The 25,967-nt window shown below is 68.8% G+C and carries 22 protein-coding genes and 2 riboswitches; of the genes, 9 read left to right on the forward strand and 13 right to left on the reverse strand.

Annotation, left to right across the window (positions count from 1 at the left end):
- Positions 1 to 79 precede the first annotated feature (79 nt).
- Both KOI35_RS17175 and KOI35_RS17180 read right to left on the reverse strand, forming a co-directional pair.
- Positions 80 to 265: a hypothetical protein gene (locus KOI35_RS17175; RefSeq protein WP_215788459.1), complete on the reverse strand. Its 186-nt coding sequence runs from the start codon at positions 263 to 265 to the stop codon at positions 80 to 82.
- Positions 259 to 414: a hypothetical protein gene (locus KOI35_RS17180; protein ID WP_215788460.1), complete on the reverse strand. Its 156-nt coding sequence runs from the start codon at positions 412 to 414 to the stop codon at positions 259 to 261. Before KOI35_RS17180 ends, KOI35_RS17175 begins: the two co-directional genes overlap by 7 nt.
- A gap of 23 nt (positions 415 to 437) precedes the next feature.
- Here KOI35_RS17180 and KOI35_RS17185 point away from each other — a divergent pair, with 23 nt between their 5' ends.
- A complete protein-coding gene (locus KOI35_RS17185) occupies positions 438 to 2,000 on the forward strand; it encodes a dolichyl-phosphate-mannose--protein mannosyltransferase (protein WP_215788461.1) in 1,563 nt (520 codons plus the stop codon).
- A 191-nt stretch (positions 2,001 to 2,191) separates the two neighbouring features.
- Positions 2,192 to 3,154 carry an AraC-like ligand-binding domain-containing protein gene (locus KOI35_RS17190; protein WP_215788462.1) on the forward strand — a complete coding sequence of 321 codons (963 nt, stop codon included), beginning with the start codon at positions 2,192 to 2,194 and terminating at the stop codon, positions 3,152 to 3,154.
- Positions 3,155 to 3,231: 77 nt separating this feature from the next.
- Here the strand turns inward: KOI35_RS17190 and KOI35_RS17195 are convergent, their stop codons facing one another.
- Positions 3,232 to 5,019 (reverse strand): carbohydrate-binding module family 20 domain-containing protein, encoded by a 1,788-nt coding sequence (locus tag KOI35_RS17195; RefSeq protein ID WP_215788463.1) that lies wholly within the window; start codon positions 5,017 to 5,019, stop codon positions 3,232 to 3,234.
- A 9-nt stretch (positions 5,020 to 5,028) separates the two neighbouring features.
- Positions 5,029 to 7,380: an alpha-amylase family glycosyl hydrolase gene (locus KOI35_RS17200; protein WP_215788464.1), complete on the reverse strand. Its 2,352-nt coding sequence runs from the start codon at positions 7,378 to 7,380 to the stop codon at positions 5,029 to 5,031.
- A gap of 277 nt (positions 7,381 to 7,657) precedes the next feature.
- On the opposite strand from KOI35_RS17200, the gene KOI35_RS17205 reads away from it, so the two are divergent.
- The gene (locus tag KOI35_RS17205; RefSeq protein ID WP_215788465.1) at positions 7,658 to 8,134 is read left to right on the forward strand and encodes an Rv0361 family membrane protein; all 477 of its coding nucleotides are present in this window, start codon (positions 7,658 to 7,660) and stop codon (positions 8,132 to 8,134) included.
- 3 nt (positions 8,135 to 8,137) lie between these two features.
- Here KOI35_RS17205 and KOI35_RS17210 read toward each other — a convergent pair whose 3' ends face one another.
- The 9 genes from KOI35_RS17210 to KOI35_RS17250 all read right to left on the reverse strand — a co-directional run bounded on the left by KOI35_RS17210 (position 8,138) and on the right by KOI35_RS17250 (position 18,928).
- Positions 8,138 to 8,719, reverse strand: a complete 582-nt coding sequence (locus KOI35_RS17210; RefSeq protein WP_215788466.1) for a helix-turn-helix domain-containing protein — start codon at positions 8,717 to 8,719, stop codon at positions 8,138 to 8,140.
- A gap of 84 nt (positions 8,720 to 8,803) precedes the next feature.
- Positions 8,804 to 9,799 (reverse strand): hypothetical protein, encoded by a 996-nt coding sequence (locus KOI35_RS17215; protein WP_215788467.1) that lies wholly within the window; start codon positions 9,797 to 9,799, stop codon positions 8,804 to 8,806.
- A 73-nt stretch (positions 9,800 to 9,872) separates the two neighbouring features.
- Positions 9,873 to 10,778, reverse strand: a complete 906-nt coding sequence (locus KOI35_RS17220; protein WP_215788468.1) for a GNAT family N-acetyltransferase — start codon at positions 10,776 to 10,778, stop codon at positions 9,873 to 9,875.
- 106 nt (positions 10,779 to 10,884) lie between these two features.
- A complete protein-coding gene (locus tag KOI35_RS17225) occupies positions 10,885 to 11,430 on the reverse strand; it encodes a hypothetical protein (RefSeq protein WP_215788469.1) in 546 nt (181 codons plus the stop codon).
- Positions 11,427 to 13,526: a galactose oxidase early set domain-containing protein gene (locus KOI35_RS17230; protein ID WP_215788470.1), complete on the reverse strand. Its 2,100-nt coding sequence runs from the start codon at positions 13,524 to 13,526 to the stop codon at positions 11,427 to 11,429. Before KOI35_RS17230 ends, KOI35_RS17225 begins: the two co-directional genes overlap by 4 nt.
- Complete coding sequence (locus KOI35_RS17235; protein ID WP_215788471.1) at positions 13,523 to 14,749, reverse strand: glycosyltransferase; 1,227 nt, start codon at positions 14,747 to 14,749, stop codon at positions 13,523 to 13,525. Before KOI35_RS17235 ends, KOI35_RS17230 begins: the two co-directional genes overlap by 4 nt.
- Complete coding sequence (locus KOI35_RS17240; protein WP_215788472.1) at positions 14,746 to 16,323, reverse strand: ArnT family glycosyltransferase; 1,578 nt, start codon at positions 16,321 to 16,323, stop codon at positions 14,746 to 14,748. Before KOI35_RS17240 ends, KOI35_RS17235 begins: the two co-directional genes overlap by 4 nt.
- The gene (locus KOI35_RS17245; RefSeq protein WP_246613250.1) at positions 16,320 to 17,585 is read right to left on the reverse strand and encodes a glycosyltransferase; all 1,266 of its coding nucleotides are present in this window, start codon (positions 17,583 to 17,585) and stop codon (positions 16,320 to 16,322) included. The genes KOI35_RS17240 and KOI35_RS17245 overlap by 4 nt, the downstream gene beginning before the upstream one ends.
- 383 nt (positions 17,586 to 17,968) lie before the next feature.
- Positions 17,969 to 18,928 (reverse strand): N-acetylglucosamine kinase, encoded by a 960-nt coding sequence (locus tag KOI35_RS17250; protein WP_246613251.1) that lies wholly within the window; start codon positions 18,926 to 18,928, stop codon positions 17,969 to 17,971.
- Positions 18,929 to 19,024: 96 nt separating this feature from the next.
- Between KOI35_RS17250 and KOI35_RS17255 the strand changes: the two genes are divergently transcribed.
- Genes KOI35_RS17255 through KOI35_RS17280 form a run of 6 tightly spaced genes read left to right on the forward strand, consistent with a single transcriptional unit; the run spans position 19,025 to position 25,183 of the window.
- Complete coding sequence (locus KOI35_RS17255) at positions 19,025 to 19,942, forward strand: MurR/RpiR family transcriptional regulator (RefSeq protein ID WP_308121043.1); 918 nt, start codon at positions 19,025 to 19,027, stop codon at positions 19,940 to 19,942.
- A complete protein-coding gene (locus KOI35_RS17260) occupies positions 19,939 to 20,691 on the forward strand; it encodes a sugar isomerase domain-containing protein (RefSeq protein ID WP_215788474.1) in 753 nt (250 codons plus the stop codon). The genes KOI35_RS17255 and KOI35_RS17260 overlap by 4 nt, the downstream gene beginning before the upstream one ends.
- A 15-nt stretch (positions 20,692 to 20,706) precedes the next feature.
- Positions 20,707 to 22,125: an N-acetylglucosamine/diacetylchitobiose ABC transporter substrate-binding protein gene (gene ngcE, locus KOI35_RS17265; RefSeq protein WP_215788475.1), complete on the forward strand. Its 1,419-nt coding sequence runs from the start codon at positions 20,707 to 20,709 to the stop codon at positions 22,123 to 22,125.
- Positions 22,125 to 23,015, forward strand: a complete 891-nt coding sequence (locus KOI35_RS17270; protein ID WP_215788476.1) for a carbohydrate ABC transporter permease — start codon at positions 22,125 to 22,127, stop codon at positions 23,013 to 23,015. The genes ngcE and KOI35_RS17270 overlap by 1 nt, the downstream gene beginning before the upstream one ends.
- Positions 23,016 to 23,043: 28 nt before the next feature.
- Entirely contained in the window at positions 23,044 to 23,925 is an 882-nt protein-coding gene (locus tag KOI35_RS17275; protein ID WP_215788477.1) for a carbohydrate ABC transporter permease, read from the forward strand.
- Positions 23,926 to 23,968: 43 nt separating this feature from the next.
- Positions 23,969 to 25,183: a glycosyl hydrolase gene (locus KOI35_RS17280; protein WP_215788478.1), complete on the forward strand. Its 1,215-nt coding sequence runs from the start codon at positions 23,969 to 23,971 to the stop codon at positions 25,181 to 25,183.
- A gap of 480 nt (positions 25,184 to 25,663) precedes the next feature.
- A riboswitch (glycine riboswitch) is annotated at positions 25,664 to 25,757 on the forward strand.
- A 3-nt stretch (positions 25,758 to 25,760) separates the two neighbouring features.
- A riboswitch (glycine riboswitch) is annotated at positions 25,761 to 25,849 on the forward strand.
- The last annotated feature ends 118 nt before the right edge of the window (positions 25,850 to 25,967 follow it).

A 25,967-nucleotide genomic window follows, 5' to 3' on the forward strand; every position in this document is an offset into this window, starting at 1 on the left:
CGGCCGCGCTCACCGTGCTGGCGCCTGCTCGCCCGCGCGGCCGTCCGGCGCGCCCTCGACCGGGTCACCGGGGTGGTGCTCATCGGCCTCGGCGTTCGCCTCGCGGTGACCGCTGCCCGCTGACGTCTGTTTCAGTGGAGGCGAGGCGGTCGACCGTGCGGGCGATCAGGTAAAGGGTGACGGCGTTCAGGCAGTGCCACAGCCAGTGCGTGCCGAGGGGCAGGGTCGCGCACAGCGGCTCGTCGAGGGTGCGGGCGGTCAGCACAGGCCGACCACGCCGAGCAGGACCGGGAGCGGCCGGATACCACCGCGGGCCAGCAGGAGGACGGCGGCGATCAGGAACGCGGCGTTGGACACGGCGTTGAGTGGTTCGCCCCCAAGGCCTGGTCCGAGGCGTTCGCAGTAGGCGTCCACCGGCCGGACGCTAACGGGCCTCGATGAACGGTAGGCGGCACCACTACGATCGCGGAGTGACAACGGCCACCCTGGAGAACGAGCCGGCGACGAAACCCGGCGTTCCGGACATCGTCCGTCGGCGCCTGCGGACGCTCGACGACTGGCTCAACCCCTACTCGTGGCTGGTCACCGGCCTGATCGTGGTGATCGCGGCGCTGCTGCGGTTCCCGGGGCTGACCGACCGCAAGGGCTACATCTTCGACGAGGTGTACTACCCGACCGACGCGTGGGACATGCTGCAGCACGGCGTCGAGTGGGACGAGAAGACCAACGGCCCGGCGTACGTGGTGCACCCACCGCTCGGGAAATGGCTGATCGCGGCGGGCGAGGCGGTGTTCGGCAACAACGAGCTCGGCTGGCGCGTGCCGACCGCGGTCGCGGGCACGCTCATGATCCTGATCCTGGTCCGGGTGGCCTACCGGCTCTTCCACTCGGTGCTGCTCGCGGGCACGGCCGGGCTGCTGATGGCGCTCGACGGCTTCCAGCTGGTGCTGTCGCGGACGTCGCTGCTCGACATCTTCCTCGGCCTGTTCGTGCTGGCCACGTTCGCGGCGCTGGTGCTCGACCGCGACCACTACCGGCGGCGGCTGAGACGCTCGCTCGAAGCGACCGGCGAGGCGAACCTGCGGATCGTGCCGTGGTGGCTGCTCGTCTCGGGGGTGCTGTTCGGGCTGGCCTGCGGCGTGAAGTGGAGCGCGCTGTTCTTCCTGCCGTTCTTCGGGGGCCTCGCGGTGGTCTGGCGATGGCAGGCGCGCCGCTCGGCCGGAGTCGCGCGGCCGATCATGTCGGGGCTGCCCGGCGACATCGGCTGGGGGATCGCGAGTGTCGTCCTGACCGTGGTGTTCTACCTGGCCACGTGGACCGGGTGGTTCGTCACCGACACCGGCTACTTCCGGCACTACCGCGAGGCGAACGGGCTGAGCGAGCCGCCGGTGCTGGGCGCGCTGCTCAACCTGTGGCACTACCACCAGGAGGCGTACGGGTTCCACAGCGGCCTGACCAGCTCACACCCGTACCAGTCGTGGCCGTGGCAGTGGCTGCTGCTGGGCCGGCCGGTCGCCTTCGACTGGGGCACCCCGAGCGGCTGTGGCGCTCCCAGCTGCGCCAAGGAGATCCTGCTGCTGGGCACGCCGATCCTGTGGTGGTCGTTCCTGCCCGCGCTGGCCGGCCTGGTCTTCTTCGGCCTGGCCCGGCGCGACTGGCGGGCCTGGGCGATCTTCGTGCCGGTGGTGGCCGGGCTGCTGCCGTGGTTCTACTACGCGGTCAAGGACAGCCGCACGATGTTCGTCTTCTACGTGATGCCCGCGCTGCCGTTCCTGATCCTCGCGGTCGTCTACGTGCTCGGCGCGATCATGACACCACCCGAGGGCGTGACCCAGGGCCAGGGGAGAACGGACCGGCAGCTGGTCGGGGCGGTGGTCGTGGGGGCGTACGTGGCCCTGGTCGCCCTGTGCTTCGCGTACTTCTTCCCGATCTTCGTCAACCACACCATCCCGTACGAGGACTGGTCGGCCCGGATGTGGTTGGGCAGTCGCTGGATCTAGATTCCTTTTCCCGTACGCGGCACGGGGTGCCCCGGCTCGTGACCGCCAGGGCCGCCACCCCCCGTTGAATCGGGACACCCCGTGTGTGTCCAGTGTGCTCGTTCGGCGCCGAAAGGTCCTTAGCGCTCAGCGCACTGGGGTGCGCATCGAGCGCACCGATTCATGTCGATCCCGTATGCCATCCTGGATTGATGCGGACGGTGTTCGACAGCACCGGTCTCGCCGCCCCCGACCGGCTGGCGGCGTGGGAGAGCGTGACCGCGCAGTCGCTGATCCCGACCGAGATCGGCAGTCCGGAGCCGCTGGCCTTCGCGGCCCGGCTCGGCTTCGTCGAGCTGGGCGAGGCCCAGGTCTCGGCCATCTCCTACACATCGCTGTCGTCGCGCCGCTCACCCCGGCTGATCCGGGCCGCCGACCCCGAGCACTACCAGGTCGCCCTGGTCCGGGCCGGCCGGCAGGGCATCGACCAGAACCGGGCCAGCGCCCTCGTCGGCTGCGGCGACTTCGTGATCATCGACAGTTCCCAGCAGTTCGAGGCGGTCACCGCGGGCACGTCCGAGTCGGTCATCCTGCAGTTCCCGAAACGCCTGCTCCCGCTGCCACCGGCGCAGATCGCCCGGCTCAGCGCGGTGTCGATGCCCGGCGGGGCGGGTTTCGGGCGGTTGCTGGCCCAGTTCCTGACCACCCTGGCCGAAGACCACGACGACTACACCGTGCGCGACACGGAACGCCTGGGCCGCACCGCGGTCGACCTGACCACGGCGATGCTGGCCCATCACCTCGAACGGGACGAGCCGCCGCTGCGCTCGCCGTCGCACCTGCTCTACCTGCGAATAGTGGCGTTCGTCGACGACAACCTGCACCAGCCCGGCCTGCGCCCGGATGCGATCGCGGCGGTGCACGGGATCTCGTTGCGCTACCTGCACCGCATCTTCCAGCAGCACCACCACGCGAGCGTCACCGCCCACATCCGGGCGCGTCGCCTCGACCGGGCCCGGCGTGAGCTGATCGATCCGCGCTTCGACCACCACACGGTGGCGTCGATCGCGGCCCGGTGCGGCTTCACCCGGCCGTCCGACTTCAGCCGGGCGTTCCGCCGCCACACCGGCGTCTCGCCGCACCATTACCGGCTCAACGGCCGGCGGCCGGCCTGAGCGGGTGCCCGCTCTGCGTATTGATGCGGTGAGGGGAGGCCCGCACGCGCGAGCCTCCCCTCAGGTATCGGAAGGGGCTACGAGCGCCAGCTGTCGTTGACCGTCAGCGTGCAGGCGGAGCCGGTGTTCAGGGTGCGGTTGGCGCCGGACTCCCAGGCGACTGTCGAGCCGTTCTTCTTCACGTACTTGTACTCGACGGCCGTGTTCGCGGGCAGGTTCACCGTGCCGCGCCAGACCGGGTACGTCGCCGACGACAGGGCCACGCCGCCGCTGGTGTTCCAGTTCGACAGTTCGGAACGGTTGCCGAGCACGAACACGTTCTCGCCCCACACCGTGGTGGTGTTCGACGCGAACGTCACCGCGACCGTGGTGCAACCCGAAGGCGGGGGCGTGGTGGTGCCGCCGCCCGTGGTGCGGGCGTTGATGTGCAGCGCGACCATCCCGTTGGCGGGCACGGTGGCGGTGAACTGGCCCGAGGCGTTGACGGTGTACGTCGTACCGGAGCAGGAATTTGATGTGTAGTCACCGTTGGCCACGTCGCAGTACGTGCCGGCCGGCAGTGACGTGCTGAAGGTGCGGTTGAGCGAACCGCCCCGGTTGAAGACGGCGTACGCGTTGGAGCCGCGCCCGAACGCGATCTGGTTGCTGCCGTTCGACCACCAGTTGGTCAGGCCGGTCCCGTACGACGCGTTGTGGAACCCGACCATGTTGGCCGTCGTGCGCCACCGGTGCTCACACGCCCAGCCGGACGAGCAGTTGACCGCCGTGGTGGTGCCGTTCGAGCTCGCCGGCGGACCCGCCTCGGGATTCGAGAACGTGAAGGACGACATGACCGAGGGCGTCCCGTACGGATAGGCCAGCATGAACGCCTCGGACAGCGCATAGGTCGTGCCGTCCTTGTACGTCAGCTTCGCCCGCCCGTTGCGCTGCGTGTCGTGGTTGTCGATGAACGCCACCGCGTCCCCGCTGGCCAGCAGCATCTGACCCGACGTGTTCTGCAGATTGGACAGGTTGCCGTCACGGAACGCGTTGCCGACCACGTCGCCGTAGCGGAACTCGGTCACGTCGCCGATGCCGGTGTACTCCGACGGCGACGGCTCTCCGGCCCCGCCCTCGATCGTCTCCTGGAAGATGTACGGCGTGCCGTTCAGCCGCGAATAGATGTTCTGCAGGTCGGCCACCGGCATGTGCTTGGCCGCGTCGACCCGGAACCCGTCGACGCCCAGACTGATAAGATCATTGAGATAGGCGACGAGCTTTCCCCGTACGTACTCGGCCTCGGTCTTGAGGTCGGACAGGTCGACCAGCTCGCAGTTCTGGATCTCCCAGCGGTCACCCCAGTTGGCGATGTCGTCGTTGCCGTTGCGGCCGCAGTGGTGGAAGTCGTCGTTACCGAACGGAACGGCCGGGTATGAGTAGTGACTGTAGGTGGAGCCCGCCGACCCGGTGCCCGTCGAAGCGCCGCCGGCCATGTGGTTGATCACCGCGTCGACGTAGATCTTCACGCCGGCCGCGTGGCAGGTGCTGACCATGTTGGCGAACGCCGCCCTGTCGCCGCGCCGGGTCACCAGCTGGTAGCTGACCGGCTGGTAGTCCTGCCACCACGGGTAACCGGCGCCGGGCAGCACGACGTGCTCCTGCGGCGGCGACACCTGGACGCCACCGAAGCCCTTGGGGCCGAGCACGTTGGTGCACTCGGACGCGATCGACGCCCACGGCCATTCGAAGAGGTGGACGATCACGTCCTTGGGGCCGGGGTTGGCGTCCGCCTTGGCGTCGGCCTGCTGGGGACGGCCGACGACCACGACCGCGATCAGCGCCGCCATCAGGCCCACTATCAGCGGGGCGATCCGTCTCATCTTCATTGATGCTCCTTACTTCAGGTACGGGCCGTCGGACCCGACCTTGCCGGGGGCGGAACTGCCGAGGACGTACGCGCGGAGGTTGCCCTTGCCGCTGACATTCGCGACGAGGGTGCCGTTGGTGACGGTCTTGACGTCGCCGGTCACGGCATCCGTATAGGTGCCGTTGGGGATGCCGGTGAACGTCGCGTTGCCCGAGATGGTGACCAGCACGAAGCTGTCCGTGCCGCCGCTGGTGTAACGCCGTTTGAACGCCATGTTCCCGCTGATGCCGTCGGTCGAGTACTGGCCCATCTGCAGGGCCGGGATCGCGCGGCGGATCTGGTTGAGCCGTTGCACATGCTTGACCAGCGGCTTGTTCAGTGTCGTGGCCACCGCACCGGATGCGCTGCTCACGACGCCGTAGTCGGTGGCTGTCACGCTCCCGGCGACGTTGTCGCCGTAGTAGGCCCGGCCGGTGGTCGCCAGGGGGCAGGTCGGTCCGCAGTCGATCCGCTTACCGGCCTGGAACTCGATCTCCGAGCCGTAGTAGAGCGTCGGGACACCACGGAACGTCCACATCAGCGCCATGTTCTCGGCCCAGGCGTCGGTGCCGCCGTCATAGCGTACGGACGACTTGTTGGGCCCGTAGTCGTGCGAGTCGACATAGACCGCGTTGTAGGTCGCGTCGTTGACCGAGTCGTCCGAGTCCTTGCCGTTGTGGAACGCGTTGGAGGCCTCGCCGAAGTTCATGTGCATGCGCATGTCGATGATGTTCATGCCGCTGAACTGGCTGCGGTCGGGCGCGTGATAGGTGTTGCCGTTCAGGAAGGCGTTCGTCGAGGTCGGCTGGTTCGCCGTGCCCTGGGTGTTCTCGTAGTTGTACTGCTCGAGCGCGGCCTGGGTGTCGTCGGCGCTGTAGTCGCGCCGTTCCTTCCAGGTGAAGAACTGGGCCGAGTGGTTGACCGAGCCCCGGTTCCACTTGTCGTGCACGAAGGCGGCGACCTCGCCGAACACGTAGAAGTCGTTGGCCTTGGTGGCGCCGTACTTCTGGGTCAGCTTCTGCTTGATGGCGGGCAGGAAGTGCCGGTTCCAGGTGACGCGCGGGATGTGCACGGCGGTGTCGATGCGGAAACCGTCCACGCCCATCTCGATGTACCGGTTGTAGACGTCGATCAGGTACTGCTGGACGGTCGCGTTCTCGGTGTTGAAATCGGCCAGGTCGTCGGCCAGCCAGCAGGACCGCGAGTCCTCGCCCTCCCAGTTGCCGATCCAGCACTGGTGATAGAGCGACGCCGGGAACATGCCGGACGTGGGGGAGGGCCACTGGCAGTTGTGGATCGTGTAGCCCTCGGGGCTCTTCTGCCCGGTCGGCGTGCCCCAGTTGCGGCAGGTGTTACCGGCCGGTTCCTCGGTGCTCCACAGGTCACCGTTGTACGCCCGGCCCGCGCTGTTCTCGACGAGCGGGTCGTACGTCCGGCCGGCTTCCTTGGCGCTGTACATCCAGTCCCACTGGCCGTCCCGGGCGCCCCACACCGGAGGGACGTACAGGCCTTTCGCGCCCCACCGGGAGCTGTGGTTGTAGACGACGTCCTGATAGATCTTGATGCCCTTGGCGTGGGCCTTGTCGATCAGATCCTGATAGCTCGCTCCGGGTGACTCCAGGCGGGTGTCGACCCGCTGGAAGTCCCAGCCGTGGTAGCCGTGGAAGTCGTAGTCGGACCGGTTCAGCACGACCGGGGTGATCCACAGGGCCGAGAAGCCGAGCCCCTTCACATAGTCGAGCTTGTCGATCAGGCCCTTGAAGTCGCCCCGGAACATCGGGTCGTTGCCGGCCGCGTTGCCTGAGCTGACGTGCTGGCTGCCGCCACGGTTGTTGCTGGTGTCGCCGTCGGCGAACCGCGCCGTCATGACGAAGTAGATGCTCTCCTTGCGCGGGTCGCCGCCGAGCATCTCGCCGCTGGTCGCCGCCGGCGGCGGTGTGGTGGGCGGCGTCGTCGGCGTGGGTGTCGGCGTCGGCTGTGTGTTCGTGCACGGGTCGACGCTCGATACGGCGCCGTTGTTGATGACCACCGTGCCGACGCCGGTGCTGTAGTTGCGGCCCGAGTTGTTGTCCCAGGTGCCGCTGCCGTTGTTGAACGTGATCTGCAGGCCGGTGTCGGCTTGCACTTCTTTCTTGCGCCAGCCGGTGCAGGCTGCATCCATGGCGACGCCGGGCACGGTGGTCCACGAGCCACCGTTCGGGGCGTAGTGGATGTTCACCGTGGACCAGGCGGCCGGTGGCTTGTAATAGACGGTCACCGTGGTGGCCGCGGCGGCGGGGACCACCGGGGCCAGCAGTAACAGAGTGGTGGGGACGGCGAGCAGCCATCGGGGTGGGGGCACGGGTTCCTCCAACGACCTGGGGTTTCTTCCAACGACAGGTTTCGCTGCGTACAGAACCGCGGTACCTCCACTACCAGGGGCGGAACCGGTAGCAGGAGTGTAATCCCGCGTTCACATTGGAACGGACCTTAGCAAGTGCTTGCAGCGACTGGAAGAGTTTGCCGGTATGTTGCAAGCTGATGCAGACAAAGTTATCGATGCATCACGCACCGTGTCTTGATCGGTTCGTTGCCGCCGCGTGGTCGTTTCGCTGCGCTCAGTGGTTAGCGTTCCGATGGTGACCCTGCCCGCGATGTCGCCCGTGTCCGGCCCGCCCCCGCGTCGCGGTTCCGTCCTGACGCCGGTCGGGGCGTCGGTGGCCGTCGTCGCGGCACTGGCCCTGGCCGCGGTGTGCGCGCTGCCGGCCTTCGGCTTCTTCGTCTACTGGTTCCTGGGCCCCGACATCGACGAGGCGCAGGCGGCCGCCGTGACCTACGTCGAGCAGATCGAAAAGGGCGACAAGCTTTCCGCGTACGCGATGGTCTGCACCGAAAGCCGCACCGAGCTGACGGCCGGCGCCTTCGGCGAGCTGGTCGACGCGGCGCCGCAGCCGGTCTCGCACCGGGTCACCAACCGGTTCTTCACCGACGAGGCGGGCAGTTCGGCGCGCGTCGACATCGACCTCACCGACTCCGCCGGCGCCACCCGCCGGCTTGACCTGTCGCTCACCAGCGAGAACGGCAAGTGGCAGGTCTGCGGCGACCCGTTGGTCTGAGGCTCAGGGCCGGTAGCTGGCCCGGATGTGGAAGCGCTCGCCCTGCGGCCCGAGGATGCTCAGCAGCTCGACCGCCCGCTCGTCGGCGTTGCCGAACCAGTGCGGCAGGTGCGTGTCGAACTCGGCCACCTCACCCTCGCTGAGCACGAAGTCCTCGTCACCGAGCACGATCCGCAGGCGGCCGCTGAGCACATAGAGCCAGTGGTAGCCCTGGTGCGACTTCGGGTCGGGCTCGCCGCCGGCCGGGCCCGCGGGCAGCACCATCTTGAGCGCCTGCATCCCGCCCGGCTTGCGGGTCAACGGCACCACGGTCATCCCGTTGTGGTTGGCCGGGCGCAGATGGACACGCGGGTCCATGCCGATCCGGGAGCCGATCAGGTCGTCCACCGGCAGCTGAAAGGCCCGGGCCAGCGGCAGCAACAGTTCGAGGCCAGGCTTACGCAGCCCCGACTCGAGCCGCGACAGCGTGCTGATCGAGATGCCGGTCTCGTCGGCGAGCGCGGTCAGGCTGATGCCACGCCGTGTCCGGATCTCCCGCAGCCGGGGCCCGACAGCAGCCAGCAAGGCCTCGACGTCGTCAGTCACGCCCTCACTCTGCCCGCCCCGCCACGGCCGGTACGAGCAACTTTGCCATTTCCGCAAAACGCGGTTCCAGGCGCGCGGATCTGCCTAAGCCTCGGCGCACAGGATTCGCTGCGCGCCGTCGCTGAGCCAGAAGGTCGTTCCGGCGTGGTCGACGATCCGCATCTTCGTCGCACCGCGGGGAAGGACGGGCTCGACGACTTCGCCCGCCCCTAGATCGAACAGGCGCTGCCGGCCTTTCCACTCGCCGCTCGCGAACACCGGTGTGAGCAGAACGTAGCGCCCCGAAGAGGTGACCTTGCCGTTGATGGCGTGCTTGCCCGGCCGGCGCTTCCATCCCGATTGCCGATAGAGCGGCGGGGTCACCGTCCCGTCCGGCGTGACCCGGGTGATGGTGAAGAAGTCGGCCCCGTACCTGTGCACGCTCGAGGCGTCCGAGCCTTCGACGCAGACCAGGATGCTGCCGCTGTGGCCGGCCGCGTCACCGATGATGCAGCTGTCGACTGATACGTCGGGGCTCTGATTCAGGTGGTCGTCACCGAACCGGTCGACCGGGAACCCGTCCGGGCCGAGCGTCGCGATCCGCGTCCATGCGGCGCTCGTCTCGCCGATGCACAGGAACGCGAGGTAGCGCGGGTTCCCGGTCCCGATCGGCTCGTCGAGCACGACCACGTGCTCGTCCGCGAGTGCTCCCCGGCACGCTCGGCCGAACACGCGCGGCCGCTGTCCGTGCCGGGCGAAGCGATGCAGCACGTCATCGCCGGCGATCGTCCTCTCACGCCGCAACCGCAGATCGGTTCCGTACACCCGCAGCGTGCCCGCATCGGCGATCACGCCGAATGCGCTGTCGTCGAGCAGCACCGGCGCCGGGGTGTCATAGGCGTCGGACGGGTCACCGATCTCGTCGAGCAGCACCGTCCTGACCACCTGATCGGCGATCGACACCAACGCGTACCGGCCACCGCCGTCCCACCACACGACCGCGCAGAACACTCCGTCACCGGACACCAGACACGACCCGGCCCGGATCAGACCGCCCACCTTGTCCGGCAGCGCGAACTCGGCCGTCTTGGTCAGCCTCACGCAGCACCCTCTCGATCGATCATGCCGAAGGCCGTAAGGAGCTGACAGTAGCCCTACGGACGATGGATACCGGCTACGTGGTGGCGGGGTGGGAGGCGACCAGGCGCAGGGCGAAGCGGCGGTAGCCGGCCCCGTCGAAGGTGGTGACCATCGGGGTGTTGGTGCTGTCGGTGTCGGCTCGGATGCTTGTCGCGCCGGATTCGGCCAGCATCCAGGTGATCTCGGCGAGCAGGTCGGCGGCGTAGCCGTGGCCCCGGTGGGACGGGAGCACACCCAGGTAGCCGACCACCGGGCCGCCGTCGTTGGCTGATGGTAGTGCGCAACCGATCAGGGTGCCTGCGTTGTCGTAGGCCAGGCGCCACTGGTCGCGGGGGCCGGGCATCCGGCGGTAGTCGTCCACGTCCTCCTCGGCCTGCGCCCGGGCGCCCTGACGGGCCGTACCCTCGCGGGTGGCTATGTCCAGGCTGCCGAAGGAGATCTGCTCGAAAGCGTCCACGAATGCCTCGTCGGGGGCGGGGCGGAAGGACAAGCGGGTCGAGCGCGGAGGGAGCGGAGTCGAGGGGGTCCACTCGTACCGGAAACGCTCGTTCAAGGTTGTCAGGCCGGCTGCTGCCGCGGCGGCCAGACGGAGCGCGATGGCGGGGTCGTCGCGGTTCGAGGGGATCGTGAAGATGTGGTATCCGGCCGGTGGTGGGACCTGACCGATGAGCCCGGCCCACATCGGGATCGGGTCGGTGATCGATGGAGCTGCCCACAGGAAGTCCAGGGCCAAGGGCCGGTCGCCGGTCGGGAAACCCCACCAGACGGCCAGGCCGGACAGTTCGTCGCCGGTGACGGCGAGCCATGTCCAGGCCGGGCGGTAACTGCCTTTTCTCTGGTACGCGAGGAAGCGGTCCCGCGTCGTGGTGTCGACCGACGGCTGGTCGAAACAGGGCAGGATCAGGTCGAGATCCGCGTCGAGCATGGTGCGGTACAGCAACGAAGCCTCCAGGGGCTGTCGGTGTGCGGGTCCGGGAACACGACGGCCTCCTTTCCAGGGACAAAAACGCGATCCTGCCCCACGTGGGGCAGGATCGCATCCGTATTTACGCGTCGCAGGCGATGCCGTTGCGGTCGGGGTCGAGCTGGTGCCTGTCCTTGCCGTGCACGGTCAGTTTCGTGAAGCCCTGCGCGGCCAGCCACGCGCATTTATCGGTGGCCGAGGCTGGGAACGTCCACGGGACGCACTGGGTGCGCGTGCCGTAGCCGTGGTCGCAGCCGTCGATGTTGGGGGCTATCGACACGGTTGCGGTGGGGGAGGGCCTGGCCGGCAACGGTTTCACCCCGGGCTGGGCGGCGAAGTTCTGCACAAACGGTGCTGGAACGTTGGTGGGCCGGGTGGTGGCCGGGACGGCCCGGGACGACGCCACGCTACGAGCTGACGGGGTGACCGTGGTGGCGGCCTCGGCCACCCCGTCAGGCGGAAGCGACCCGGCGACCGTGGGCGCCGGCGCCGGGACGGGCTGGTTGAGCGGGCCGGCCGCGTCGGTGGCGACCGGCGCTCCCGGGCGCAGGCCCAGGAACACCGTCACGGCCGCCGCCAGGACCAGGACCGCGACAAAGCCCACGGCGAAGAACTTGCGGCCGGTCATCCGACCTTCACCCACTTCGCGACCGAGGGGACCCCGTTGGCACCGACCGCGAAGAGCATGTACCAGCCGGGCGGGGCCAGGTTCGGGTTGGACGTCAGGTTCAGCTTGATCGAGTTGCCGGTGACGGTCATCGGCAGGTCGACGAAGCGCTGATTCGGGTCGCTCGAATGGGTCACCGCGGCGGGGCGGATCAGTTCGGCCTTCACGATCGGGCCGTCGACCGTGATGGTGTTGGCGCTTCCGTACGCCCACTGGTTGTTCGCCATCGACAGGATCTGCGGCCGCGCGCCCTTGAACAGGTACGGCGGCGAGTAGACCGACACGCGCATGTCGAACGTGCCGTCGCCGGGGTTGTTGCCGACCGCCATCACCCGGCCGTCGGGCAGCAGGAACGCCGACGAGTGGTAGCCGCGCGGCACCGGGTCGGTCGCCATGCCGGCCGTGAACGTGTTGGTCACCGGGTCGAACATGGAGGCCTCGTAGACCGGGTCGGCCCGGTTGTGGAGTCCGCCGCCGGTCTCGAAGACCTTGCCGTCGGGCAGCAGCACCGCCGAGACGTACATCTTGCCCTGGGCCGCGGTCTGCGGGACGCCGCCGGTCATGGTGCCGGACGGGATCAGCGGCCCGGCCGTGTAGACCGGTGCCGCCTGCTTGAGGTCGATCAGGTCGGTGAGCCGGTTGGCGTCGGGGTTGCTGTCGATGTTGCCGCCGCCGAGGGTGAGCACCCGCTGGTCCTGGGCGGGCGGCAGCAGCACGCTCATCGACTGGTCGCGCTCGTCCTTCTTCTGCAGGCCGGACACCGGGGTGATCGTGCTGGCGCCGTAGTTGTAGATGGACGCGCCGGTGCCGGGCAGGCCGTTGCCGAAGACGTGGCTGCCGGTGTAGAAGAGCCGGCCGTCCTGCATCAGGATCATCGACGGGTACAGGCCCCAGAAGCTCCAGGTCTGGTTGGCCTCGTTCAGGCCGAGCCAGCGGTTCTGAGCGGCGTTGAAGTACTGCGTGGCGACCATGCCGGACGAGTTCTCGTTGAGGCCGCCGAGCGAGATGACGTCGCCGTTGCCGAGGATCGTCGCCGACGGGTACCACGAGCCCGCCGTCATGTTGTTGACCCGCTGGTAGCTGTTGGTCGCCGGGTCGAAGATGAACGAGTCGGGCAGGCCCTTGTAGCCGACCGTCCCGTCGGCCGACGGGTAGTCCTTGTTGCCGCCCATCACCAGCACGCGGCCGTCGGCCAGTTGCACATGACCGGCGCAGAACAGGTCGGCCGGGGTCGCCACGTTGGTGAACGTGCCGGTCGACGGCCGGTACACCGCCGACTTGAAGGTGCCCGCCGCGAAGTCGTCCAGGTTGTTGCCCGACCCGGCGACCAGCAGCACGTCACCGTTGTGCAGGACAACAGCATGGATTGCCCGTACGGGCGTGTTGAACGGCATCACCGCCCATGTGCCCTTGGTGCAGGCCGCTCCGGCCGTGCACGCCGTTGTACCGGGGGAGGGCTGGGTGACGTCCTCCATCGTGTAGTCGTCGGTGCGCAGGGTTCCGGCGCCGTAGATGGTGACACCCCAGACGATCTGATCAGTTCCGGGCGGCACGACGGGGGTTCGTACGAGGGAACGCTTGTAGGTTGTCGTCGTCGGCAGGGTGGCCAGGTCGGTCCAGTAGACCCAGCCCTGGGCCACGTCGTGGCGGAACAGGGTCATGACCGTGTTGGGCGTGGTGGTGGTGTACCAGACGCCCAGGTCGTACTGGTGGCCCGGCGCGACGTTGGGCGCGCACGACGAGTCCTCGAGCATCATCGCCTTGCGGTCGCCCGGCAGGGTCTGGCCCAGCGTGATCTGCATGGCCTTGGTGCCGGTGTGGGCCGCGGTCGATACGCCGAACGTGTAGGCCGAGTCGCCCCATCCGGATTTCTCCCAGCAGACCGGGAAACCGTCGGCGCCGATCGCCTCCAGGCCGCCGTTCGCGACCAGGTTGGCGCCGGCCCGCGCGGGCAGCGTGGGCGAGATCAGCACGAGAAGCAGAGCCAGGATCAGCGTGACACCGATGTCACGACGATTCCGGCGGCTCAGCCAGGGTTTGCTCTCCAACCGAATCATGGGCGCCGTGCCTTGTAGATCAGGCCGTCCAGGATCAGGAAGCGGACGACGAACGAGATCAGCAGAGTGAGCAGGTTGGCGATCAGGACGCCGATGTGCAGACCCGAGACGAGCAGGGCCAGCAGAGGTACGCGCAGCAGAAGATCGGCATTTCCCAGGACGAAGAAGCGACTGAACCGGCCGGCGAAACTGCGATGCTGACGCCGGTCGCGGTAGAGCAGCGTGTCGGTCAGCGCGAAGTTCCAGCCGACCGCGACCAGGTTGGCCACGATCGCCGCGGGGACGTAGTGCACCCCGAGCACCGCGTGCAGGAACCACAACGCGGCCTGGTTGGGCAGCAGACCGGAGACGCCGATCATCGCGAAGACCAGCATCCGGGCCCGCTTGGCGCCGAACCGCAGGATCGCCAGGTGCTTGAGGAAGCGGAAGCCCTCGGACAGGCTCGACTTGGACTCGCCGGCGTGGCGCGGCTGGAACGCGTACGGGACCTCGACGATCCGGCCCGGACGGTTGCGCACGATCAGCTCGAGCAGGATCTTGTAGCCGAGCGGGCGCAGTTCCTCGGTCTCGAGCGAGCTCGTGCGGATCGCGAACAGACCGCTCATCGGGTCGCTGACCTGGATCAGGTTGTTCCGGAAGATCACCTTGGTGAACAGGGTGGAACCGCCGGAGACCAGGCGCCGGTAGCCGCCGTCAAGGCCGGCCCGGCTGCTGCCGCCGCCCGCGTAGCGGCTGCCGACGACCAGGTCGGCGCCGTCGCGGCGGCCGGCCGCGATCAGGGTGGGCACGACCGAGGGCGGGTGCTGCAGGTCGGCGTCCATGACGACGATCCACTCGCCGCGGGCGGCCCGCATGCCCTCGACGACCGCGCCGCCGAGGCCGCCGGTCGCGTGCTCGCGATGCAGCACGGTGACCGGGATCGGGCAGGTCTCCTGCAACGACGCGATGACGGCCGGCGTGTCGTCGGTGCTGTCGTCGACGAAGATGATCTCGGTGTCGTCGGCGGGCAGGGCGGCCGCGAGCCGTTCCAGCAGGGCTTCGACGTTGTCGCGCTCGTTGTAGGTGGGCACGACCACGGTCTGGCGCAGCGTGGTGCCGACCGGCAGCTCGCCGATGGTGCCGCGCAGTGCCGCCCGTACGGGAGCCGGCGCGACCGAGGCCGTGACGGTGGCGGTCGGTTCGGCTGAGCTTGGTTCGGCGACCGTGATATCGGTGATCGTCATGCGGACTCCTTGTTGACGCGGCGGATCTCGATGAGGCCGTCGGCCGGGCCGAACGACGCGATCACGGTGGAGTTTCGGAGCAGAGCCGTCACGGTCGGCAGGGTGCCGGGATCCTGCCGGACAGCCGGGGTGGAGACGATGTAGTCGACGTCGCGCCACCCGCCGGGCAGGCGGGCCGCCACCTCGGAGTCGAGGTCGAGCTTGTAGAACCAGATGACCCGGTCGGACGGGTAGCCGGCATTGACGCAGTCGAGCCAGAGCACGTCGTCGACGACCACGGTCGAGGGTGGCTGCGCTCGCAGATAGTGGGCGGCTTCCACGTACGCCGCATTGTCGTTCGCGGTCAGCGCTCGCCGGTCGCCGATGTACCAGCGCGGGGCGACCACGACCGCCACCAGCACCAAGGCCAGCGCGGCGGCGGCCGGCGTGGCCCAGCGCCGGGCCCGGGCCCCGGTCGAGCCGGTCGCGTCGGGCGCCGGCTTCCCCCAGGCCGAGATCCGGGCGAAGACGAACGCCAGCACGCCGGCGATGGCGATCGCGAAGAACGGCAGCACCTGCACCACGTACATGGCGGGCAGATAGCCCCCGGGCCGCAGCGCGACGGCGATCAGGATCGCCCCGGCCACGGTGACCGGCCGCAGCCGGCGCAGGAACAACCCGGCCACCGTGGCCACCGAGCCCGCGACCAGGAGCACGCTGTCGTAGTAGAGCCACGAGTGCAGCAGCTCGTTGGCGCCCGAGCCGGCCGCGAAGATGCTGCCCGAACCGGACCGCGAGCCGAGCTGGAACTGGATGGCGCCGAACAGCGACACGTGCCCCTCACCGGGGAACAACTCGCCGCGCAGCAGTGCGTAGAGCGGATAGAAGCAGCCGACCAGGACGAGACCGCTGGCGAAGGCGCCGAACGCCCACGGGCGGGTCGTGCTGCGGGCCGTGTTCTGCCACATCGCGACCAGCACGGCGGGCAGGATGACCAGGATCGTCTCCTTGGACAGCACCCCGATCGCGGCGGCCGCCCCGGCCGCTGCGTAGTGCCACAGGTGTTTGCGCGGCGACAGGGCCAGGGCCAGGGCGGCCAGGATCCAGACGACCGCGAAGCTGTCCAGGTAGATCTGCCGGCCCATGGTCAGGAAGAGCGGCGACAGCCCGTACGTGAGCAGACCCACCGCGGCGGCCCAGCGCGGCAGTCCGATGCGCCGGCCGACGACGTAGACGAGCAGCAGACCGGCCGCCTGCAGGGGCAGCATGGCGATCCGGCCCGCGGCCACGGCGAGCAGGCTCGGGGCGACCCAGGCGGGCAGCCACGAGAACGCGGCCAGCTGGATCCAGGCGAGCGGCGGATGGTCGTACCAGTAGGTGTAGTGGGCCAGGCCCTGACCGTTCTGCACCGCCCACGCCTGGGCGAGGTAGGTGCCCTCGTCGTCGCTGGCCGTCGGGAACCCGGTGATGTTCCAGGCCAGCAGCGCCAGGACCAGCGTGGTCAGGCCGACGGCGATGGTGAAGTCGGTGCGGTCCTTGCGCGGCGGGGTGACGACCGGCGGCGGCGTTTCGCGGACGAGCTCGAGGACGGTCATGCGGCGACCTTCTGGGGAGCGGCGGGAAGGTGAGCGCCGACGTGCGCCGTCAGCTCCCAGTTGCGGCGACCGGTGTACTCCCGCCACACGGCCCGTAGTGCGGCTGTGGACAGCACCAGGGCGTACGGGAAGGAACCGAGGACGAGTTTGAGGTAGTGGTGCCAGCGGATGCGCAGGTCGTACTGCTGCCCGAAGTCGTGCAGGCCGACGATCTGGAACATCAGCGTGGCCGCCATCGGCAGCACCGGCAGGAACGTGATCAGCGCGACGAAGACCGGCAGTTGCGCCCAGATCGCGATGGCCACACCGACCGGGATGACCACGCCCGAGAACGCCTGAAGGAACGGGCTGGTCAGCGTGTAACGGGCCAGCATGCGTGCCCGCCAGGTGGGCAGCCGGCGCCACTCGCCCTTGCGCAGCACCTGCAGGAAGCCCTGGTGCCAGCGGGTGCGCTGCTTGAGCAACGCGCCGACCGAGTGCGGCGTCTCCTCGCGGGTGACGATCGTGGAGTCGTACGCGACGATGACCTTCTTGCCCCGGCTGGACAGCCGCACGCCGAGATCGCAGTCCTCGGCCAGGCACGTGCCGTCCCAGCCGTTGGCCTCGCGCAGCACGTCGGCGCGCACGAAGACGGTGTTGCCGCCGAGCGGGATGAAGCCCTTCTTGGCGTGCAGGTGCAGCCGGCTGCGGAACCAGAAGAAGTACTCCAGGCAGTTGTGCAGGCTGTACCAGCTGGAGTGGAAGTTGATCAGCTGGACGCCGCCCTGCACCACGTCGGCGCCGGTGGCCCGGAACGCGTGGTCGACGTGTTCGAGCAGCAGCGGATGCACCTGGTCCTCGGCATCGAAGACCCCGACCACATCCCCCCGTACGTACGGAAGCGCGGTGTTCAGGGCCCGGGGCTTGTTCTTCTGCTCGTTGTGGTCGGTGACGACGAGGATCCGCGCCGGTGCGGTGGCCGCGACGCGGTGCGCCACCTCGGCCGTCTCGGGGTCGTCGTGCCCGACGATGATGATGATCTCGAACGCCTCGTGGGTGGAGCGCAGCAGCCGCTCGACCGTGTGCTCGAGGACCGCCTTCTCGTGGCGGGCCGGCAGCAGCAGCGAGAACGTCAGGTGCTGTTCCCCGTCGGGCGGGGCGAATCGGGTGCCCGCCAGGGTTTCCGGCGTGCGCCAGGCGTGCATGGTCCACCACAGCGTGACCGCGGCGAAGACCGCGAGCACCAGCGACACGAGAATCATGATGACGGCAGCCAATGCCATGGCTTCTTCCTCGGATTGTCAGGCCGGCCCACACCACCGGACGGAAAGACCCTAACCGGATTCGCCTCGTACCTATCAAGTGGACTGTCGGCCCTTTTACAGCTCGATGGAGAGCGTTTTCCGGCCGGAAATAAAGGCGCAACATCAATTCCGGCATGTCCACCTGATCCCGGCCGATCGCCCCGCTGTGACGTGCGTCAACGCCATAGCGCACAACGGAATCCGGGCGCAACGAGCCGTTCCGCCGAATCATTGGGTCCGATGTGTTACGAGCGTGAGTCCACAGGCGACTCACAGTTCCGGGCCGGAAACGTCACCGGGAATGGCAGTAATGCGGGCCACAAATAAAGCGAACGTCCGGGGAAATCGCGGTGCCGGGCAATTCAGGACAGCAGTGACCGGTGCAGGGAAACCGGTGGAAGATCGGCGACCGGGCGGGCGGCGAGCCAGGCCGCCCCCGCGGCCGGGTCGCGGCTGGGAACACAGTCGACACCTCGGCCGCGCAGGATCGCCCGCACACCGTCCCGGACCGGGGTCCCGGCCGCCAGAAGTCCGCCGGCAAGCACGACCGGGCCGCCGGCGCCGAGCTCGTCGAGCGTCCGGACCAGCTCGGCCGCGGCGGTGGAGGTGATCGCTCGCGCGTCCGGGTCGGCGTCGCGGGCGAGCGCGCACACCAGCGGGGCCAGCGCGTCGATCTCGGCGAACGGCAGCGCCTGGGCCCAGCCGATCAGCGCGTCCGATGTGGAGACCCCGACCCGGGCGGCGATCGCGGCGGCCAGGGGTGATGACCACTTCCGGACAGCGCAGCGCAGGGCCGCCAGCCCGATCCAGCGCCCCGAACCGAGATCGCCGAGCAGCCAGCCGTGGCCGTCGACCGTCCGCACCACCTCTTCGCCCCGCACCTGAGCGGCGATCGCGCCCGTCCCGGCGATCAGCACCGCGCCCTCGGCGGCCGGGCTCCCCGCGGCGAAAGCGGTCACCACGTCGCCGACCACCACCATCGGGCAATCAAGATCAAGAGCTTTCCAGGCTTTCCCGTACGCGGTGAGCCCGTCCCCGTTCGTCAAGGCACTCGTTCCGGCCACGCCGAGCACACCTCGCGCCACCCGTTGCGGCGGTAGTTCGCCGAGCGCCGCCCGCACCGCCTCGCCCATCGCGGCGGCCGCCCTCGACGGTCCCGTCGTCAGTGGATTGCCCGCTCCCGCCTGTCCACGCCCGACGATCTCGCCGTCCACCGTGGCCACGACGGCCTTCGTCGCCGTGCCGCCGGCGTCCACACCCACCACGAGGTTCATGCCCGCTCGCATGCCGGCTCCCATGTCGGCTCCCGTGTCGGCTCCCATGCCAAGAAATCGAAACATAGGTAACAGTTATTGACTAGAGCCATCGGCGGTCGTAATTTTCATCGACAACAGCACTCGATGAAAAGGATGTCCGACGTGACCGGTGAGAGTGGAGGCCTGCTCGGCCGCCTGCGCATGGAGGGCCCGCAGATGCCCGAGGCCCTGGCGCGCATCGCCGAGACCATCCTGGCCGACCCCGAGACGGCCGCCCACGCCAGCATCGTCGACCTGGCCGAACGATCCGGCACGTCGACCGCCACGGTCACCCGGTTCAGCCGCACGCTCGGCTTCAAGGGCTACGCCAACCTGCGGGTCGCGATCGCCACCGAGACCGGCCGGGCCGAGCAGGCCCGCTGGGAGACCGACATCAGCGGCGACATCGCCCCCGACGACCCCCTCGCGGACGTGCTCGGAGTGGTGACCGCGGCCGACACCCGGGCCATCCAGGGCACCGCGGCCGGGCTCGACGTCACCGCGGTCGAGCGGGTGGCCGAAGCCATCGCCGGGGCCGGGCGGGTGGAGATCTTCGGGCTCGGGTCGAGCGGCACGTCGGCCCGCGAGATGGCGTTCCGGCTCGAGCGGATCCGGGTGCCGGTGTGGCACCGCACCGATTCGCACACGGCGCTCACCAATGCGGCCCTGCTGCTGCCGGGAGACGTCGCGATCGGGTTGAGCCACTCCGGGCGTACGCGGGAAGTCATCGAAACGCTCGCCGAGGCGGCCGACCACGGCGCGCTCACCGTGGCCGTCACCAGTTTCGGCCGGTCACCGCTGGCCGAGATCGCCGACGTCGTGTTCACCACGGCGGTGCAGGAGACGACGTTCCGGCTGGCCGCGCTGTCCGCGTTGCACTCGCAGCTGCTGGTGCTCGACCTGATCTACGTGGCGGTCGCGCAGCGCACCTACGAGCGGACGGCCGACGCACTCGAGCTGACCGTGCGCGCGGTCGACGCCCACCGCCTCCCCGAGAAGATCCCCTCGCGCAAGCGCGGGCGTGCGAAAGGACAACCGTGAGCGTCACCAGCAGCGAGTATCTGTCGAGAATCCAGGCCGCCGTCGCCCACGTCGGCGGCGGCCAGGACCCGGAGAAACGGGCCGCCGCCGAGATCCTGACCGAGGCCGTACGGAACGGGGGAGTGATCCAGGCCTTCGGCTGCGGGCACTCCGAGGCCCTGGCCATGGAGATCGCCGGCCGGGCCGGGGGACTGGTCCCGACCAACCGGATCGCCCTGCGCGACATCGTCCTCTACGGCGGCTCGCCGATGTCGGAGCTCGCCGACCCGATGGTCGAACGCGGCACCGAAATCGCGCACCGGCTCTACGAGCTGGCCCCGATCAAGCCGGACGACGCGTTCGTCATCGCCTCCAACTCCGGCATCAACGGCGCCGTCGTCGAGATGGCGCTGCTGGTCAAGGAGCGCGGGCACAAGCTCGTCGCGATCACCTCGGCCGAGCACTCGGCCGGTGTCGCGTCGCGGCACCCGAGCGGCCGCAAGCTCGGCGAGATCGCCGACGTGGTGCTCGACAACGGCGCCCCCTACGGCGACGCCACGATCCCGCTGCCCGGCGGCGGGGCGGTCGGCGCCGTCTCGTCGATCACCGCGGCCCTGCTGGCTCAGCAGATCGTCACCGAGGTGGTCGCCCGCCTGATCGACGCGGGGATCACCCCGCCCGTCTACCTGTCGGACAACGTGCCCGGCGGCAAGGAACACAACGCAGAGATCGAGGCGCGGTACGCCGGGCGCATCCGGCGCACCGCATAGGAAGAGAGCCCTGTGATGAACCCTGAATCCCAGCTCAGACCTTATCCCACCCGACGAACCCTCCTTCGTACGGCCGTCACCGCGGCGGTCGCCGTCCCGGCCCTGGCCGGGTGCGTGACGTCCAGCTCCGACTCCCCGTCCGCAGTTTCCGAGGGAGCCGAGAAGACCGCCGACAACCCGCTCGGCGTGAAGGCCGACGCGCCCCTGGAAGTCGTCGTGTTCAAGGGCGGTTACGGCGACGACTACGCGGTGCAGGCCGAGAAGGCGTACACCGGGAAATATCCGCAGGCCAAGGTCGACCACAAAGGTCTGCAGAAGGTCGGCGAGGCGATGCAGCCCCGCTTCGTGGCCGGCACCCCGCCCGACGTCGTCGACAACACCGGCGCCGGACGGCTCGACATCGCCACCCTGGTCGGCGCCTCGCAGGTGAACGACCTGGCCGACCTGCTCGACGCCCCCAGCCTCGACCAGCCCGGCAAGAAGGTCCGCGACACGCTGCTGCCCGGCGTGGTCGAGGACGGCACCTTCGCCGGCCGGACCGTCGCGCTCAACTTCACGTACACGGTCTGGGGTGTCTGGTATTCGAAGTCGTTCTTCGCCTCGCGTGGCTGGACCTTTCCGACCTCGTGGGCGGAGATGCTGACCCTGTCGGCCGAGATCAGGAAGGCCGGCGTCGCACCCTGGACCTACCAGGGCAAATACCCGGAGTACATCAATGACCCGCTGCTCTCCATGGCGGCCAAGGCGGGCGGGACCGACCTGATCAAGGCGGTCGACAACCTGCAGCCGGGTGCCTGGAAGCAGGAGGGGCTCGTGCAGGCGGCGACCGCGTTCGCCGAGCTGGCCGGGCGCGGTTTCCTGATGAGCGGGTCCGAGGCGCTGTCGCACACCGAGGCCCAAGCCGCGTGGTGCCAGAGGAAGGCCGCCTTCATCCCGTGCGGGTCGTGGCTGGAGAGCGAGCAGAAGGGCGTCGCGCCGGCCGGCTTCGACATGGTGATGGGCGCGGTCCCGGCACTGGGCCCGGGCAAACTGCCGGTGAGCGCGGTGCAGGCCGCCAGCAGCGAGTCGTTCCTGGTGCCGGCCAAGGCCAAGAACGCGGCCGGCGGCAAGGAGTACCTGCGCCTGCTGTTCTCCAAGGGCTCGGCCACGGCCTTCGCCAAGGCCAACAGCACGCTGCCGTCGGTGGCCGGGGCGACCGACGGGCTCACCCTCTCGTCCGGGCTGGGCTCGGTCCGCGACGCGGTCACGGCGGCCGGCACCGACACCTTCACCTACCGATTCCGTACGTGGTACGCCCCGCTCGCCAAAGCAGTCGACGACGCCACCGGCGAACTGGTGAACAAGCGCCTCTCGCCGGCCGACTGGTCCACGCGCATCCAGAAGGCGGCCGACGCCCTCGCGAAGGACTCGACGATCACGAAGTACGAACGCTGATGCGGCACGGCCGCTGGCGGTTCCTGCTCGGCGCGCTGGTGCCGGCCCTGGTGCTGCACGTCGTCTTCGTGCTGTCGCCGTACGCGCAGGCGTTCTACCTGTCGCTGACCGACTGGACCGGGGTGGCCGGCCAGGCGTCGTTCGTCGGGGCGGACAACTACGTCCGCCTCGGCGGCGACACCCTGTTCCTCGACGCCGTCCGCAACAACCTCGTCCTGCTGGCGGTCTTCCCGCTGGTGACGATCGCGATCGGGCTGTTCCTGGCGTCGATGCTGCGCCAGTCGTCGTCGCGGCTCGGGGCGGGCTACCGGATCGTCTACTTCTTCCCGCAGCTCCTGTCCCTGGTCGTCGTCGCGGTGTTGTGGAGCTTCGTCTACAACCCCAACACCGGCTTGCTCAATTCGGGACTGCGGGCGGTCGGCCTCGGTGGACTGGCCCGGTCGTGGCTGGCCGAGCCGTCGTTCGCACTGCTGTCGGTGGCGGCCGTATTGGTGTGGTCGTCGGTCGGGTTCTATGTGGTGCTGTTCAGTGCGGCCATCGAGGGTATTCCGGCGGAACTCTTCGAAGCGGCGAAGCTCGACGGGGCCGGGCGGTGGGCGATGTTCTTCCGAGTGACGTTGCCGTTGGTCCGCGAATCGGTGCAGGTCGCCTTCGTCTATCTGGGAATCGCGGCGCTGGACGCCTTTGCCGTCGTGCAGATCATGACGGTGGGGCCGGGCGGGCCGGACGGTGCCACCGAAGTCATCGGATTGTCGCTCTACCGGACCGCTTTCTCGTACGGGAAATTCGGCTACGCCTCGGCCATGGGGGTGGCGCTGTTCTTCGCCACACTCACGCTCGCGGTGCTCGCCCTCCGTTCCGGCCGCCGCGAACGGTTGGAGCTGGCATGACACTTCTCCGGTCTCTTGGCGGCGCGGCATGACTCTTCTTCGTTCGCCGTCCGCGTCCGCCACCTCAATCCCGTCCGCCCCGCCCGCGCGGACAAACCCCAATCCACTCCCGCACATCGCGATGTTCTGCTGGGCCGTGGTGACCGCGTTGCCGCTGCTCTGGGCCGTGGTGAGCTCGTTCAAGACCGACGACGAGATCCTCAATACCCCGTGGTCGCTGCCGTCTTCTTTAGAGGTGGACAATTGGGTTCGCGCGTGGACGGCGGCCAGCATCGGGCGCTATTTCCTGAACAGCCTGATCGTGGTCGGGGGAGCGCTGATCCTCACCATGCTTCTGGGTTCACTGGTGGCGTACGCGCTGGCCCGTTATGAATTTCGCGGCAACCGGCTGATCTATTACGTGTTCGTCGCCGCCATGTTCTTCCCCGTGTTCCTGGCACTCGTCCCGCTGTTTTTCGTCGTGCAACAACTGGGCCTGCTCGGCACCTATCCCGGACTGATCCTCGTCTACACGGCGTACGCGGTGCCTTTCACGGTTTTCTTCCTGCATTCGTTCTTCCGCACGCTGCCCAGCGAGATCGCCGAGGCCGCCTTCCTCGACGGCTGCTCGCACGGCGCGGTGTTCTTCCGCGTCATGCTGCCGCTGGCCCGGCCGGGCCTGTTCGCGGTCGGCATCTTCAATTTCCTCGGGCTCTGGAACCAGTATCTGCTCCCGCTGGTTCTCAATCCCGACCCGGACCGGTACGTCCTGGCGCAGGGTCTGGCCGCCCTGTCGGTCAGCCAGGGGTATCGCAGCGACTGGAGCGGCCTGTTCGCCGGCTTGACGATCGCCATGCTGCCGGTGCTCATCGCCTACGTCGCGTTCCAACGGCACATCCGAGCCGGAATGACCGCCGGCGCGGTCAAGTAGTCCCCTCTTTCCCCGTTCCTCTTCATATCGGAGGAGTCTGTCCATGAAGATCGACAAGCGTCGATTCGCTTTACTCGCGGTGCCGATCCTGGTCGCCGCCGGGGTGGTCGCGGTGTCGGCCGCCCCCGCCTCGGCCGCCGACTGCGGCTACCTGTTCGACGACTTCCACTACAACTCTTCAGCCGACCCGGCGCTGACCGCCAACGGCTGGACCCCGCGCAGCTACCAGGGCGGACCGGGCGTGCCCGGCGCAAACTGGTCGCCCAACAACATCACCTTCCCGAGCAGCGGCGGCCAGAAGGTGCTGCAGCTGACCGCCTCCACCGACGGCACCGGGGCCGGCACCAACCACGCTGAGCTCTACTCGACCCAGAAGCGCTACCTGGAGGGCACGTACGCCAGCCGGGTCCGCTTCACCGACACGCCGGTCAGCGGCAACGACGGCGACCACATCAACCAGACGTTCTTCACGATCAGCCCGCTCAACGGCGACCTCGACCCGACCTACAGCGAGCTCGACATCAGCGAGTACCTGCCCAACGGCGGCTGGGGCGAGCAGGGCCCGATCAACTACCAGACCACGTGGTACACCTATCGGAACGAGCCCTGGTACGCCGACAACGTGCACTCCGAACAGCGCAGCAGCCTGGACGGGTGGCACGACCTGGTGGCGCAGGTGGCCAACGGTCACGTCATCTACTACATCGACGGCGTGCAGGTGGGCGACCACTCGGGCAAGTTCTTCCCGCGCCAGACGATGACGATCAACTGGAACCTGTGGTTCATCGACACGGCCACCCACTCCGGCGGCCTGTCGACCTACATCGAACAGGTCGACTGGGTGCTGTTCGCCAAGAACCAGGTGATGTCGCCGGCCCAGGTCACTTCGGCAACCTCGGGCTACCGCACGGCCGGCCGCACGTTCGTGGACACCGTCGCCTCAACTGGCGGCTGCACCACCACTCCGCCGACCACTCCGCCCACGACGCCGCCGACCACTCCGCCCACCACGCCGCCGACCACTCCGCCCACCACGCCCCCGACGACCCCGCCCGGCACGACCTGTGCGAACTCGCCGAACTGGGCGTTCAGCTCGGTCTACCTGGGCGGCAACGTGGTGAAGCACGAGAAGAGCAAGTACGGCGATCCGAACGGCCCCAAGTCCGGCGAGGGCGTCCACCTGTGGCGGGCCCGCTACTGGACCCAGGGCTCCGAACCGGGTTGGACCGAGCAGTGGCAGGACTTGGGCCGCTGCTGACCCCAGCCCGCGGGTTCAACCCCCATCGTGTTGAGTGAGCACTCACATACGCCGGCTCGGGCCGTGGGGAGTGAGTACTCGCAAACGCCGGCTCGGCCGTGGGGAGTGAGTACTCACATACCCTCGGCTCGGCCGTGTTGAGTGAGCACTCACATACGCCGGCTCGGCCGTGGGGAGTGAGTACTCACATACCCTCGGCTCGGCCGTGGGGAGTGAGTACTCACATACCCTCGGCTCGGCCGTGGGGAGTGAGTACTCACAAACCTCGGCTCGGCCGTGGGGAGTGAGTACTCACAAACCTCGGCTCGGCCGTGGGGAGTGAGTACTCACAAACGTTGGCCGGTCGTAGAGAGTGAGCACTCACTAACCGGTGGGGGCGGTTAACCTGGAGGAAGCGGGGTGTTGTCCGCCCCGCTTCCTCACAAGCTGTTGACCCGTTCCCGGCGGCGTCGATAGCTTGCGGAGACAACTGCAGACGCCTTGGCCACGTCGGGAGAGTCCCCTTCGAGATGGGGGCGCCGAAGGAGCAACTTCTCCCTCAGAATCTCTCAGGCACCCAGACCGCCGTGGCCGGCAACTCTGGAAAGCCGGGCTGCCCCTGAGCCCGCGCCCACGGTGCAAACCGCCCATCCGTGGCGGTGAAGCTCTCAGGCCCCCATGACAGAGCGAGGGAGAGCGTCCCGGCCCGTCGGCCGGTTCGTTCGCTTCACCCCGACGCCCCCGCGTGCTGCCTGCCGCCTGTGCTGGCAGCTCGCACCTCGCCGCTCGTCATGAAGGAGGCCGC

It is taken from the genome of Paractinoplanes bogorensis, from assembly GCF_018829635.1.
Classification (GTDB): Bacteria; Actinomycetota; Actinomycetes; order Mycobacteriales; family Micromonosporaceae; genus Actinoplanes; species Actinoplanes bogorensis.

What these genes read in the sequence shown, in the direction of transcription:
- KOI35_RS17185 (WP_215788461.1), top strand. Translation starts at nt 438, where the DNA reads ATGAACGGTAGGCGGCACCACTACGATCGCGGAGTGACAACGGCCACC.
- KOI35_RS17190 (WP_215788462.1), top strand. Translation starts at nt 2,192, where the DNA reads ATGCGGACGGTGTTCGACAGCACCGGTCTCGCCGCCCCCGACCGGCTG.
- KOI35_RS17195 (WP_215788463.1), bottom strand. Translation starts at nt 5,019, where the DNA reads ATGAAGATGAGACGGATCGCCCCGCTGATAGTGGGCCTGATGGCGGCG.
- KOI35_RS17225 (WP_215788469.1), bottom strand. Translation starts at nt 11,430, where the DNA reads ATGACCGGCCGCAAGTTCTTCGCCGTGGGCTTTGTCGCGGTCCTGGTC.
- KOI35_RS17230 (WP_215788470.1), bottom strand. Translation starts at nt 13,526, where the DNA reads ATGATTCGGTTGGAGAGCAAACCCTGGCTGAGCCGCCGGAATCGTCGT.
- KOI35_RS17235 (WP_215788471.1), bottom strand. Translation starts at nt 14,749, where the DNA reads ATGACGATCACCGATATCACGGTCGCCGAACCAAGCTCAGCCGAACCG.
- KOI35_RS17240 (WP_215788472.1), bottom strand. Translation starts at nt 16,323, where the DNA reads ATGACCGTCCTCGAGCTCGTCCGCGAAACGCCGCCGCCGGTCGTCACC.
- KOI35_RS17245 (WP_246613250.1), bottom strand. Translation starts at nt 17,585, where the DNA reads ATGGCATTGGCTGCCGTCATCATGATTCTCGTGTCGCTGGTGCTCGCG.
- KOI35_RS17250 (WP_246613251.1), bottom strand. Translation starts at nt 18,928, where the DNA reads ATGGGAGCCGACACGGGAGCCGACATGGGAGCCGGCATGCGAGCGGGC.
- ngcE (WP_215788475.1), top strand. Translation starts at nt 20,707, where the DNA reads ATGAACCCTGAATCCCAGCTCAGACCTTATCCCACCCGACGAACCCTC.
- KOI35_RS17270 (WP_215788476.1), top strand. Translation starts at nt 22,125, where the DNA reads ATGCGGCACGGCCGCTGGCGGTTCCTGCTCGGCGCGCTGGTGCCGGCC.
- KOI35_RS17275 (WP_215788477.1), top strand. Translation starts at nt 23,044, where the DNA reads ATGACTCTTCTTCGTTCGCCGTCCGCGTCCGCCACCTCAATCCCGTCC.
- KOI35_RS17280 (WP_215788478.1), top strand. Translation starts at nt 23,969, where the DNA reads ATGAAGATCGACAAGCGTCGATTCGCTTTACTCGCGGTGCCGATCCTG.